Source organism: Nocardiopsis chromatogenes YIM 90109 (genome assembly GCF_000341185.1).
Lineage (GTDB): Bacteria > Actinomycetota > Actinomycetes > Streptosporangiales > Streptosporangiaceae > Nocardiopsis_A > Nocardiopsis_A chromatogenes.
Map to the genome: position 1 here is coordinate 1 of NZ_ANBH01000250.1, position 12,982 is coordinate 12,982.

The window sequence follows — 12,982 nt, forward strand, 5'->3', positions numbered from 1 at the left end:
TCCGCCCTCCTCGGCCTCGGTGACCAGCAGGCACAGGCCCGGGAGGCTCCCGCGGCCCACGCGGCCGCGCAGCTGGTGGAGCTGCGAGACGCCGAACCGGTCGGCGTCCATGATCGCCATCACCGTGGCGTTGGGCACGTCCACCCCGACCTCGATCACGGTGGTGGCGACCAGCACGTCGGTCTCCCCCGCGGCGAAGCGGCCCATGACCGCCTCCTTCTCCTCCGGGGCGAGCCGCCCGTGCAGGGCCTCCACCCGCAGCCCGGACAGCGGCCCCTCGGCGAGGGTGCGGGCCACCTCCAGCACCGCCAGCGGGGGGCGGCGCGCCTCCTCGCCCTCGTCCGGGGCGGGTGCGGCGGCGCCCTCCTCGTCGCCGTCGTCGCCGCCGATGCGCGGGCAGACGACGTAGGCCTGGCGGCCCTGGGCGGCCTCCTCGCGGATGCGCTCCCAGGCGCGGTCGAGGAAGTGCGGCTTGTCGCGGGCGGGCACCACGTGGGTGGCGATGGGCGCGCGCCCGGCGGGAAGCTGGTCCAGGGCGACCACGTCCAGGTCTCCGTAGACGGTCATGGCCACCGTGCGCGGGATCGGCGTGGCGGTCATCACCAGCACGTGCGGGCGCCCGTCGGCGGCCTTCTCGCGCAGGGCGTCGCGCTGCTCGACGCCGAACCGGTGCTGCTCGTCGACGACGACGAGGCCGAGGTCGGCGAAGGAGACGTGCTCCTGCAGCAGCGCGTGGGTGCCGACGATGATCCCCGCCTGCCCGGAGGCGGCCTCCAGCAGCGCCTCGCGCCGGGCGGCGGCGCCCTGGGAGCCGGTGAGCAGCGCCACCCGGGTGGCGTTCTCGGCCCCGCCGAGCAGCCCGCCCTCGGCCAGGGGGCCCAGCATCCGGGTGATGGAGCGGTGGTGCTGCTGGGCGAGGACCTCGGTGGGGGCGAGCAGCGCGGCCTGGCCCCCGGCGTCGACCACTTGGAGCATGGCGCGCAGCGCCACCAGGGTCTTGCCCGCGCCGACGTCGCCCTGGAGCAGCCGGTGCATCGGGTGGGCGGAGTCCAGGCCCCCGGCGATCACCTCGCCGACCTCCTTCTGCCCGGCGGTCAGCTCGAAGGGCAGGTCGGCGTCGAAGGCGTCGAGCAGGCCGCCGGAGGTGCGGGGCCGGGGCCGGGCGGGCACGTCGGCGGCGGCCGCGCGGCGCTGCGCCAGGGCGAGCTGCAGCACGAAGGCCTCGTCCCACTTGAGGCGCTTGCGGGCGCGGCCGATGTCGTCGCCGTCGCCGGGGCGGTGGATCCCCTCCAGGGCCGTCCCGATCCCGACCAGGCGGTGCCGCTCGCGCAGGTCGGGCGGGAGCGGGTCGGCGAACCCCCCGCCGCCGTCGGCCTGGTCGAGCAGGGTGGCCACACAGCGGGCGATGGTCATGGAGGCCAGGCCCTTGGTGGCCGGGTAGACGGGGATGGGGCGGTCGGCGAACTCGCGGGCGCGCTCGTCGCCGGTGCCGTCCTCGGGCAGCATCTCGTAGACGGGGTGCGCGAGCTGCTTCTTGCCGCGGTAGGTGGAGACCTTCCCGGCGAACATTCCGCGCCGCCCCGGGCGCAGCTCCTTGAGGTGGTACCCGGCGTTGTGGAAGAAGGCCAGGGTGAGCCGCCCGGTGCCGTCGGTGATCACCACCTCCAGCAGGCTGCGGGGGCGCCCGCGGCCGCCGCCGCGCAGGTCGCGCTTGGTGGCGCTGAGCACCTCGGCCACCACCGTGGCCTGCTCGCCCTCGGCCAGCGCGGCCAGGTCGGTCAGCTCGCCCCGGTAGGCGTACCTGCGCGGGTAGTGCCGCAGCAGGTCGCCCGCGGTGTGCACGTCGAGCTCGGCGGCGAACTTCTTGGCCGCGGCCGCGCCCTGGGTGGTGCGCAGCGGCTCGTCCCAACTGATCACCGGTGTTCCTCCCGTCGCGCAGGTCCGCCGGACACCTACCTAGCATTTGCGAGTGTGCCCCGGCCCTGAGGCCGAGGGTGAATCGTCCCACGCGCGAACGCGGGGGGGGGCGCTCTCTTTCGTGTCGGCCCGATGGCCAGGGGCCACGGGGCCGGGCAGGCCCTGTCAGGGCGTGGAGCCTTCAGGGCCGCCCGGGCGATGAGGCGTCGACCGCCAGCGGCGGACACGGACCGTTGGCTGGAATCCCCCGCCTTTGGGCGGGAGAGGACGCCAACGTAGGACGTCCCTGCGACGTTCGCGGGCAGGTCGCCCGAGGGCTCCGGACCGGCACCGGACCGGCGAGGGGCCGGGCCGGGCTATAATCGGAGACCGCACCGCCGTCCCGGATCCGACGGGACGCCGCCGCGGGCGGCCGATCGGGTGGTGCGGGCACGGTCCCCGCAGGGGCGTCCGCTCCGTTTAGCGGCCGTCCTGGGCATCGTGTACGCTTCCACGGTTGGCGCACCGCGCCGACCTGCATGATCATCAGACCTCTCTCGGGTCGACCGACACGCGTGCGGAGCGCATGCGGGCCCGAGCGCTTGAATGGAGTTACCGTGGCTTCCGTCTGCGACGTCTGCGGCAAGGGCCCAGGGTTCGGTAACAGTGTCTCCCACTCGCACCGCCGCACCCGCCGCCGCTGGAACCCCAACATCCAGACCGTGCGCACCCGCGTGGGCGGTACGCCCAAGCGCATGAACGTGTGCACCTCCTGCATCAAGGCGGGCAAGGTCGACCGCTGAACCGCGGGCGGTTCCGACCGCCGACGCGCTCACGCACCGACGGAGGGCGCCGCAGCCGGATGATCCGGCGCGGCGCCCTCTGTGCTGTCCAGGGGCTGTCCACGGGCGGGTCGCGTCCGCAGGAGTGGTGGAATCTCCGTCCGGCCGGGCCGGTGCGAGCGTCACGGCCTCGGGGCGGCCGCCGAGAGTTCCGCGGACGCCTTCCACCGGCGTTCCTTGAGGAGCCGCACCGCACGCCGCCCCCCCGGGGGGCTGACGGGCGCGTCACAGGGAGCAGGAGTCCCCGTTGAAGGTGCAGCTGCTGGGCGGCTGCGCGACGCCTTCGGCGGTGAAGTTCACCTCGACCGACTCCCCCGGCGCCAGGCCCCCGCCCGAGGCGGGCGCCCGGGCCACCACGCCGCTTCCGGTGGCCTCCCAGTCCACGTCCCAGGCCGAGGTGACCGTCGCCCCGTCGAAGCCCAGTACCAGCTCCCAGCCCTCCAGGGCGGTCGAGCCGGTGTTGGTGACGGTCACCCTGCCGGTGAAGGCCGTCGACGAGGCCTCGACGGTGGTGTAGCTCAAGGCCGCGGGGGCGCCTGAGGCGTCCTCCTCGGCGCGGGCCTCGCCGCCCCCGGAGTCCTGGGTGCTCGGGCCGGCGGAGGGGCCGACGGGGGTGGTGCCGTGCTCGACGGGCGGCTCGCTGAACCTGAGGTAGATCTGGGTGGTGCTGTAGCCGAAGAGCACGAGGCCGACGGTGACCCCGGAGATCAGCAGCACGCTCAGCAGCCTGGGCGGGCGGACCCTCTTGGGCACGGTGCTGCCCAGCATCAGGCCGACGGTCCTCAGCGCGCCGGAGTGCTCGGGCTCGGAGCGGTGCGCGCCGCGTCGGCCGCCGCCGGACCCGCCTCTGCGCCCCATAACGAAAAGCCTTCCGATCCACGCTCCGTCCCGCGCCCCGCACAGGCGGCGCGGGGCGTCAGCTTAGCGTGATTTACCCCCCAAACCCGACTCTCTCACCCCGTCCGCGCGGCTGCCCCGTTCGCCCCTCCTCCCCCCGTTTCGGCTTCCGCCTGCCGCTTCACCGGCTGAAATGGTCCCATCCGCTGCGTTCGGGCGGCCTTCCGTCCACGGTGACGCGCGGCCCGTCGGGGGCGGCCTCCCGCACCGCGCCGATGACCGACCACCCGTCCGGCGGGGCGGCTCCGGGCGGGAACGCGGCGGCGAGCGCGTGGTCCTCTCCCCCGGACACCATCAGGTCGACGGCGGCCTCCCGGGGCGGGCGCCCCACTCCCCCGGCGGGGTGGCCCGCCGCGGCCAGCAGCTCCACGGCGGCGAGCAGCCCCGGGGCCGGGTCGAGGGCGTCGCGCCGGATGTCGATGCCGACGCCCGAGGCGGCGGCGATGTGCCCGAGGTCCTGGGCGAGCCCGTCGCTCACGTCGAGCATGGCCCGCGCCCCCGCCAAGGCGGCGCGGGGTCCCTGCGCGTAGGGCGGGGCGGGGCTCCGGTGCTCGGCCGCAGCGGTGCGGGCGGCGTCCTCGTCGGCCAGCCCTTCCTGGAACAGCGCCAGACCCGCGGCCGACAGCCCCAGGGGGCCCGTGACGGCGATGCTGTCGCCCGGCCGCGCACCGCTCCTGCGCACCGAGCAGGCGCCGTCCAGGGAGCCCAGGGCGGTGACGGAGACGGTGAGCGTGGGGGAACCGACGGTGTCGCCGCCCACGACCGTGCAGCCGACGACGGCGCACTCCTCTCGCACGCCTTCGGCGAACTCCTCCGCCCAGGCGAGGGGGAGGTCCTTGGGCGCGGCCAGACCGAGGAGGAGGGCGGTGGTCCGCGCACCCATGGCCGCGATGTCGGCGGCGTTCTGCGCCACGGCCTTGTGGCCGATGTCGCGCGCACTGGACCAGTCGAGGCGGAAGTGCCGTCCCTCCACGAGCACGTCGGTGCTGGCCACCACGCGCTGATCTGCGGCGGAGACGATCGCGGCGTCGTCTCCCGGCCCGAGGATTACATCGTCCGTCTCAGGGAATCTGGCCGTCACGCGCGCGATCAGGCCGAATTCGCCCAGGTCCCCAATGGTGCTCGACACAGCCCTCAGGGTACGGTGACCAATCCGGCGGAGTGGTCTAGACCCGCGTGCACCCCATCGAATGCGGCGCGCGGCCGGTTCCGGACGCCGCCGCTCCGTCCGCATGTTCTCTGGGTGATCTTGGAGGGTTCCACCGTGGTGCAGGCCTATGTTCTGGTGCAGACCGAGGTCGGAAGGGCCGGGGATCTGGCGGAGCTCATCCGCGGGATCGACGGAGTCCGCGAGGCCGACGACGTGACGGGCCCCTACGATGTGATCGTGCGCGCGCAGGCCGACGACATCGACGCCCTGGGGCGGCTCGTGGTCGCCCGCATCCAGCGCCTGGAGGGCATTGCGCGCACGCTGACCTGCCCGATCGTGCAGATCTGAGCGAGCGAGGACCCGGGAGGGCCGATGCACAGGCGAGCGGCGGCCGCCGCGGTGGGAACGGTCCTGGTGCTGGCCGGATGCACCGGGGGCGCCGTCGAGGTCCCCGTCCCCGAGCCGGACGAGGAGACCGCGGCGCTCTGCGAGGCGTTGGCCGAGCGGCTCCCCGAGACCCTCTACGACCAGCGGCGCGTCGCCACCGACCCGGACTCCCCCCTGGTGGCGGCCTGGGGCGACCCGGTGATCGCTCTGCGCTGCGGGGTGGAGCGGCCCGAGGCCTACCGCCCCGACTCCGAGCTGACGGTGGTCGACGAGGTGGCGTGGCTGCCCGAGCCGCAGGACGAGCCGACGCTGTTCACCTCCATGGCGCGCGAGGCCTACGTCGAAGTGTCCGTCCCGGCCTCTTACGGGGCGCCCGCCCAGGGGCTGGTGGCGATCAGCGAGGTGATCGCGGCCGAGATCCCGGCGCTGCCCCCGGGCGAGTACTGACCCGGCCGCCCCGCCCCCGGCGATGAGGTCTCGGTCACCCGGGACGCCCTCGGCGCGGCGCCCCGGAGCGGGTGCGCGCCCTGCCCCTCAGAGCGCAAGGGCACCGGAAAACTCCGCATCACCCCTGGTAAAGAGCGGCCCGCCGGTACTGCACCGGCGGGCCGCACGCCTCTAGCGTCGTTCCGGGGCCCACATCGCGGGCTCCACGGCCGCGGTACCCCGGTGGATCTACTACACGTCGTAGCACTACGCTGTGTCGTACTACGGCCCGTCGATCCCGGTCCCGCCGGATCGCCGGTCGCACCCATCGGTCCATTGCCGACTGGAGAGGCGCATGGAAGCACTCGACCTGGCACGGTGGCAGTTCGGTATCACCACGATCTACCACTTCCTGTTCGTCCCGCTGACGATCGGCCTGTCGGTCATCGTCGCCTCCCTGCAGACCGCCTGGTATCTGACCGGCAGGCACGAGTACCTGCGGGCCACCAAGTTCTTCGGCAAGCTCTTCCTGATCAACTTCGCCATGGGCGTGGTCACCGGGATCGTGCAGGAGTTCCAGTTCGGCATGAACTGGAGCGAGTACTCGCGGTTCGTCGGCGACGTGTTCGGGGCGCCGCTGGCCATGGAGGCGCTGCTGGCGTTCTTCCTGGAGTCCACCTTCATCGGCCTGTGGATCTTCGGGTGGGACCGGCTCCCCCGCGGCGTGCACCTGGCCTGCATCTGGCTGGCCGCGATCGGCACCAACCTGTCCGCCTACTTCATCCTGGCCGCCAACGCCTGGATGCGGCACCCGGTCGGGTTCACCGTCAACCCCGAGAACGGCCGCACCGAGCTGACCAGCATCTGGGCGGTGCTGTCCAACACCCAGGCATGGTCCACCTACCTGCACGTGGTCTCGGCCGCCTTCATCACCGCCGGGATGTTCGTCGCCGCCGTCAGCGCCTTCAAGCTCTGGCGCAGCCGCCGCCACGGCGACACCGGGAACAAGGGTGTGGCGCCGCCCAAGGGCGACCACGAGCTGTTCCGCAAGGCGCTGCGCGCGGGCATGGTCGTCACGCTGCTCGCCGGGGTCGTGGTCGTCTACTCCGGCGACCACCAGGCCAAGCTCGCCGCCGAGTACGAGCCGATGAAGCTCGCCGCCGCCGAGGCCCACTGGGAGACCGAGGAGGGCGCGCCCTTCTCCACCTTCGCCGTCGGCGACACCGACAGCGGCGTCAACACCATCGACATCACCATCCCCCGCGTGCTGAGCTTCCTGGCCACCGGCACCATCGACGGCACCGTCCAGGGCATGAACGACCTGCAGGAGCAGTACAACGAGGAGTACGCCGAGTACGGGGAGGTGGACTACATCCCCAACGTGTTCATCATGTACTGGTCCTTCCGCCTGATGATCGGGTTCGGCCTGTTCGGCGTCGCGGTGTCGGCACTGGGGCTGTGGCTGACCCGCAGGCGGCGGCTGCCGAAGACCCGCTGGTTCTACTACGCCGCCATCGCCGCCCTGCCGGCCGCGCTGGCCGCCAACATCCTCGGCTGGGTCCTGACCGAGATGGGCCGCCAGCCCTGGACCGTGCACGGCGAGCTGCTGACCGCGATGAGCGTCTCGCCCGGGGTGAGCCTGGGCCAGGTCGCCTTCTCCCTCGCCCTGTTCACCCTCATCTACGGCGTGCTCGCCGTCGTCGAGGCCGGGCTGCTGTGGCGCTACGTCAAGGCCGGGCCCTCGCACATCGTCCCCGAGCCCGAGGACGGCGAGGAGACCGGCGACGTCCCCGCGTTCGTCTACTGAGCCCCCACCGCGCCACGCGCTAGGAGACCTGAGACATGGATCTGGCAACCGTCTGGTTCCTCGCCATCGCGGTCCTGTGGACCGGTTACTTCATCCTGGAGGGGTTCGACTTCGGCGTCGGCATGCTCCTGCCCGTCCTCGGGCGGCGCGACGTCGACCGGCGGGTCATGATCAACGCGATCGGGCCGGTCTGGGACGGCAACGAGGTGTGGGTGATCACCGCCGGCGGCGCCATGTTCGCCGCCTTCCCCGCCTGGTACGCCACCGCCTTCAGCGGGTTCTACCTGCCGCTGCTGCTGATCCTGCTCGCGCTCATCGTGCGCGGGGTCGCCTTCGAGTACCGCGGCAAGGGCGACACCGACCGCTGGCGCGCCTGGTGGGACCGGGCGATCTTCTGGGGCAGCGCCGTCCCCGCCTTCCTGTGGGGGCTGGTCTTCGCCAACATCGTGCAGGGGATGCCGGTCGACGGCGACGAGATCCTCCGCGCCGGGCTGCTCTCCCTGCTCACCCCCTACGCACTGCTGGGCGGCGTCACCACGCTGTCGCTGTTCCTGCTGCACGGGGCGCTGTTCCTCACCCTCAAGACCGGCCAGCCGGTGCGCGCCCGCGCCCGGAGCGCGGCGCTGCGCGCCGCCGTCGTGGCGGTCCCGGCGGGGGCGGTGTTCCTGGTGTGGACGCAGCTCGCCCACGGCAAGGCGTGGACCTGGCCGGTGGTGGCCGCGGCGGCGGTGGCCCTGGTGGCGGGGGTGCTGCTGGCGCTGCGCGGCTCGGAGGGGCGCTCGTTCGCCTGCACCGCGGTGACCATCGGGCTGGCGTCGGTGGCGCTGTTCGGGTCGCTCTTCCCGGCGGTGCTGCCCTCCACCCTGGACCCGGCCTACGACCTGACCGTGGCCAACGCCTCCTCGGCGCCGTACACGCTGACCGTGATGAGCTGGGTGGCCGTGGTCTTCCTCCCGGTCGTGCTCGCCTACCAGGCCTGGAGCTACTGGGTCTTCCGCAAGCGGGTGACCCGGGAGCAGATCGAGCCGGCGCCCGCCTATGGTGGCGGTGGCGGACAGGGCACGGGCCCCGCGCCCGCCGCCGAGTAGCGCGCCACTGAAGGGAACCGAATGCGCCCCCTCGACCCGCGTCTGGTCCGGACGGCCGACGCCGTCCGCGTGCACCTGGCCGTCGCCGTGGCGAGCGGCCTGCTCACCACGGGCATGGTGCTCGCCCAGGCCTGGCTGCTGGCCTACACGATCGCCGGGGCCACCCGCGGGGCGGGGCTGGACGCGCTCTCCTGGGCGATCACCGCCGTGGCCGCGGTGGCCATCGCCCGGGCGGCGCTGTCGTACGGCGCCGAGACCGCCGCCCTGCGCTCGGCGGCGCGTGCCAAGTCGCAGCTCCGCCGACGCCTGGTCGCCCACGTGACCGGCACCGGACCGGTGACCGGCGCCCGGGCGGGGTCCGAGGACGGGCCGGGGGACTCGCCTCCCCCGGACGGCGGGACGGTCCGATCGTCAGGGGGGACCGTCACCGCCGGGACGGGTACGGCCGACGCCGGAGAGGTCGCCACGCTCGCCACGCGGGGCCTCGATGCGCTGGACGACTACTTCGCCCGGTATCTCCCGCAGCTGGTGCTGGCCGTGCTCGTCCCCCTGGCCGTGCTCGTCGTCGTGGCGGGCGCGGACTGGATCTCGGCGGTGGTCATCGCCGTCACCCTGCCCCTGATCCCGGTCTTCATGGCGCTGGTGGGGTGGCACACCCAGGAGCGCACGCAGCGCCGGTGGCGCCGCCTGCACCGGCTGGGCGGCCACTTCCTGGACGTGGTGGAGGGGCTGCCGACGCTGGCGGTCTTCCGCCGCACCAAGGCCCAGGCCCGCATCATCCGGCGGATGACCGACGAGCAGCGCTCCAGCACGATGGCGACGCTGCGCATCGCGTTCCTGTCGGCGTTCGTCCTGGAGCTGCTGAGCACGCTGGCGGTGGCGCTGGTCGCCGTCGAGATCGGCATCCGCCTGATGTACGGGGTGCTGGACTACCAGACGGCGCTGCTCGTGCTGATCCTGGCGCCCGAGGCCTACCTGCCGCTGCGCGAGGTCGGCTCCCGTTTCCACGCCAGCATGGAGGGCGTGGCCGCCGCCGAGCAGGTGTTCAAGGAGCTGGACAAGCACGCGGAGGGCGCCCCGCGCGCCCCCGAGCCGTCCCGGGACCGCACCGCCGAGCTGCCCGAACAGGGCCTGGGGCTGCGCCTGGAAGGGGTCGGCCTGACCTACCCGGGCCGGGACGGGCCCGCGCTGACCGGCGTCGGCCTGGAGGTGCCCGCCGGACGGCGCATCCTGCTGGCCGGGCCCAGCGGGTCGGGCAAGAGTTCGCTGCTGTCGCTGCTGCTGCGGTTCATCGAACCCACCGAGGGCCGGATCCTGGCCGTGCCCGCCCACGCCGCCGAGGGCATCCCCCTGGACGGGATCGACCCCGCGGCATGGCGGCGCCGCCTGGCCTGGGTGCCGCAGCACCCCTACCTGTTCGACGACACCGTGGCCGGGAACATCCGGCTCGGCGCCCCGGACGCGGACGACGACGCCGTGCGCCGGGCCGCCGAGCTGGCCGAGGCCGACGCCTTCATCCGGGAGCTGCCCGAGGGGTACGCCACCCCGCTGGGCGAGCGCGGTGCGCGCCTGTCGGCCGGGCAGCGCCAGCGCGTCGCCCTGGCACGGGCGTTCCTGCGGGATGCGCCGGTGGTGCTGCTGGACGAGCCCACCGCGCACCTGGACCCCGAGAACGCGGCGGCGGTCCGAACGGCGGTCGCGAGGCTGCTGGAGGGCCGCACCGGTGTCGTGGTGGCCCACGACACCGGGTGGGCCGGGCACGTGGACGAGACGGTCCCCGTCCGAGCGGGCCGCGTGGAGACGGAGGCCCTGCGATGAGCGCCGCCGACGTCTCCGCCCCCGACACCGCGGGCGCCGACGCTCCCGGCCGCGGCCGCGACCCGCTGGTGCGGATGGTCCTGTTGGCCTGGCCGCGCGGCAGCCGGTTCGCGCTCGGGGTCCTGCTCGGCTCGGTGGCCACCGGGTCGGCGGTGGCGCTGCTGGGTATCGCCGCCTGGCTGCTCGCCAAGGCCGCCGAGCACCCGCCGATCACCGCGCTGAGCGTGGCGATCGTGGCCACCCGCGCCCTGGGCGTCACCCGCGGGGTGGCGCGCTACCTGGAGCGGCTGGTCACCCACGACGCCGCCTTCCGCACCCTGGCCGACGTGCGCGTCAAGGTCTACGAGCGACTCGCCCGCACCGAGCCCATCCGCCGCTTCCGCTCCGGCGACCTGGTCTCCCGCCTGGTCAGCGACACCGAGTCCACCCAGGACCTGCTGCTGCGCGGGCTCACCCCGCCGCTGGTGGCGGTGGTGGCGGGGGGGGGCNNGCGGGCGGCGTCACCACGGCCGTATGCACGGCGCTGCTGGTCCCCGGCGGGCTGGTGCTGGCCGCCGGGCTGCTGCTCACGGGGCTGGCGGTGCCGCTGGTCGCCGCCCGGCTGGGCCGGGCGCCCGGTGAGCGCCAGGCGGAGGCGCGCGGGCGGCTGTCCACCTCGCTCGTCGACGCCCTGCACGGCGCCCCCGACCTGGTCGCCTACGGCGCCATGGACCGGGCGGTGCACCGGGTGGAGGAGGCCGACGCCGAGCTGACCCGGCTGGCCCGCCGCGACGCGGGGCTGCTGGGCTTCGGTGCCGGGGCGACCGCCCTGGTCACCGGCCTGACGGTGTGGGCGTCCCTGCTGCTGGGGGTGGCGGCGGTCGACGACGGGTCGCTGCACCCGGTGCCGCTGGCGGTGCTGGTGCTGACCACGCTCGCCGCGTTCGAGATCGTGCAGCCGCTGCCCGCGGTGGCGGCCCGGCTGGGGGCGCTGCGGGCCGGGGGCGCGCGCCTGTTCGACGTGCTGGACACCCCGGCCATGGTGGAGCCGCCCGCCGAACCCGCCGCCCTGCCCGATCCGCCCCCGGCCGGCCTGCGGGTGCGGGGGCTGAAGGTGCGGTACGGCCCGCAGGAGCCGTGGGCGCTGCGCGGCATCGACCTGGAGGTGCCCGCCGGGGCCAAGGTGGCGGTGCTGGGGCCCAGCGGCGCCGGCAAGAGCACCCTGGCCGAAGTCCTGCTGCGCTTCCGGAACCCCGACGCGGGGGTCGTGGAGCTCGGCGGCGGCGACCTGGTCGGCTACGACCGGGACGACGCACGGCGGGCCATCGGGGGCGTGCCGCAGGACCCGCACGTATTCGCCTCCACCCTGCGGGAGAACCTTCGGCTGGCACTTCCCGACGAGGACGACGGCGGCGACGATCGGCTGTGGCAGGCCCTGGAGCGGGCGCGCCTGGCCGACGAGGTCCGGGCGATGCCGCACGGGCTCGACACCGAAGTGGGGGTGCACGGCACCCGGCTCAGCGGGGGCATGCGCAGCCGCCTGGCGATGGCCCGGGCGGTCCTGGCGGCGCCGAGGATCCTGGTCCTGGACGAGCCGACGGCGCACCTGGACCCCGACACCCGGGACGCGGTGATGGCCGACGTGCTGGACGCGGCGGACGCCGAGGGCTTCTCGACCCTGTTGATCACCCATGACCTGGCGGGCCTGGAGCGGATGGACCGCATCTACGTGCTCTCCGAGGGCCGCGTCCTCCAGCAGGGCGCCCCGCAGGAGCTGGCCGACCGGGCGGGCTGGTACCGCGACGCCTTGCGGCTGGGCCGCTGAGCGGCTCCGGGCGGGCGGCGGCTCGGGGCCCGTACCCCGCCCCGGGCCCGGTCCGGCGCCGGTCAGCCGTGCAGGCCGAACATGTCGTCGAAGCGGCTCTTGTAGCGGATCTTCAGGTTGCCGCCCTTGACCTCGCCGGTGATCACGAAGTGGGGGTTGGGCCGGTCCGGGTTGGCCGGGACGCGGCTGTCGACGCTGCCCCACCAGGAGGCGTCCACCCGCACGTCCGCCGTCGCCCCGTCCGGCAGCACCAGGCGGGCCTCGCCCCACGACGAGGTCAGGGCGACCTCGGTGGTGCCGCTGGACAGCGCCGCCGACCGGAAGTCCAGCACCGTGCTGCCCATCGGGTTGGTCACCTCGATGCGGCGCGGCGCGACCCACTCCCCCCGGCGGACGATGGTGCCCGCCGACGACTTCAGCACCAGGGGCCGGGAGGCCTCCTCCGGCTCGGCTCCGGCGGTCGGGGCGAGCGGCTCGGTGTTCCCCTCCTGTTCGGGCAGGTCGGCGGTGAGCGGTTCGAGGTCGCCGTAGGTACGCGCGGCGAAGGCGGCGTCCAGGCGCTCGTCCAGCTCTCCCAAGGTGATGCGTCCGGCGGCCGCGGCCTCGCGCAGGACACCTGCGACGCGCTCCCGGTCCGCGTCGGCGCAGCGCATGCTCGCGCGCGGATACTCCTGGCTCACGGCTCCCCGCTCCCTTTCCGATCCCGGTGTGCTCGGCATCACGATAGCCGGAGCGGACGTGTGCGCCCCGGCAGGGGCGGGGCGCGGAAACGGGCGGCGGAACGGGTGCGGTCCGTGCGATGATCAGGCACCCGGGCGCCCGCAGGGCGGTCGGGGATGAGGGGGATCTCCTCGGGGAACTCCCGGT

Annotated in this window: 10 protein-coding genes and 1 pseudogene; 7 read left to right on the plus strand and 4 right to left on the minus strand. The window is 74.4% G+C overall.

Annotated elements, in window-relative coordinates; genetic code table 11:
• Window positions 1-1,917 (minus strand): ATP-dependent DNA helicase RecG (locus tag D476_RS0123015; RefSeq protein ID WP_017626277.1); only part of this gene is annotated, 1,917 nt, incomplete at its 3' end.
• A gap of 596 nt (window positions 1,918-2,513) precedes the next feature.
• Here D476_RS0123015 and rpmB point away from each other — a divergent pair.
• Window positions 2,514-2,699: a 50S ribosomal protein L28 gene (gene rpmB / locus D476_RS0123020; protein WP_017626278.1), complete on the plus strand. Its 186-nt coding sequence runs from the start codon at window positions 2,514-2,516 to the stop codon at window positions 2,697-2,699.
• A gap of 264 nt (window positions 2,700-2,963) precedes the next feature.
• Here rpmB and D476_RS0123025 read toward each other — a convergent pair whose 3' ends face one another.
• The gene (locus tag D476_RS0123025; protein ID WP_017626279.1) at window positions 2,964-3,596 is read right to left on the minus strand and encodes a cellulose binding domain-containing protein; all 633 of its coding nucleotides are present in this window, start codon (window positions 3,594-3,596) and stop codon (window positions 2,964-2,966) included.
• Between the two features lie 160 nt (window positions 3,597-3,756).
• The gene (locus tag D476_RS0123030; RefSeq protein WP_026123775.1) at window positions 3,757-4,764 is read right to left on the minus strand and encodes a thiamine-phosphate kinase; all 1,008 of its coding nucleotides are present in this window, start codon (window positions 4,762-4,764) and stop codon (window positions 3,757-3,759) included.
• Window positions 4,765-4,899: 135 nt separating this feature from the next.
• On the opposite strand from D476_RS0123030, the gene D476_RS0123035 reads away from it, so the two are divergent.
• The 6 genes and pseudogenes from D476_RS0123035 to cydC all read left to right on the plus strand — a co-directional run bounded on the left by D476_RS0123035 (window position 4,900) and on the right by cydC (window position 12,115).
• Entirely contained in the window at window positions 4,900-5,133 is a 234-nt protein-coding gene (locus D476_RS0123035) for an Lrp/AsnC family transcriptional regulator (RefSeq protein ID WP_026123776.1), read from the plus strand.
• A gap of 24 nt (window positions 5,134-5,157) precedes the next feature.
• Entirely contained in the window at window positions 5,158-5,619 is a 462-nt protein-coding gene (locus tag D476_RS0123040) for a DUF3515 domain-containing protein (protein ID WP_017626282.1), read from the plus strand.
• Between the two features lie 334 nt (window positions 5,620-5,953).
• The gene (locus tag D476_RS0123045; RefSeq protein WP_017626283.1) at window positions 5,954-7,405 is read left to right on the plus strand and encodes a cytochrome ubiquinol oxidase subunit I; all 1,452 of its coding nucleotides are present in this window, start codon (window positions 5,954-5,956) and stop codon (window positions 7,403-7,405) included.
• Between the two features lie 35 nt (window positions 7,406-7,440).
• Complete coding sequence (gene cydB / locus D476_RS0123050) at window positions 7,441-8,493, plus strand: cytochrome d ubiquinol oxidase subunit II (RefSeq protein WP_017626284.1); 1,053 nt, start codon at window positions 7,441-7,443, stop codon at window positions 8,491-8,493.
• Window positions 8,494-8,514: 21 nt separating this feature from the next.
• Window positions 8,515-10,311 carry a thiol reductant ABC exporter subunit CydD gene (cydD, locus tag D476_RS0123055; protein ID WP_017626285.1) on the plus strand — a complete coding sequence of 599 codons (1,797 nt, stop codon included), beginning with the start codon at window positions 8,515-8,517 and terminating at the stop codon, window positions 10,309-10,311.
• Window positions 10,308-12,115 (plus strand): annotated as a pseudogene (gene cydC, locus D476_RS34270) (thiol reductant ABC exporter subunit CydC). The gene cydD and the pseudogene cydC overlap by 4 nt, the downstream one beginning before the upstream one ends.
• A 62-nt stretch (window positions 12,116-12,177) precedes the next feature.
• Here the strand turns inward: cydC and D476_RS0123065 are convergent.
• Window positions 12,178-12,768: a DUF1707 SHOCT-like domain-containing protein gene (locus D476_RS0123065; RefSeq protein ID WP_017626286.1), complete on the minus strand. Its 591-nt coding sequence runs from the start codon at window positions 12,766-12,768 to the stop codon at window positions 12,178-12,180.
• Window positions 12,769-12,982 lie beyond the last annotated feature (214 nt).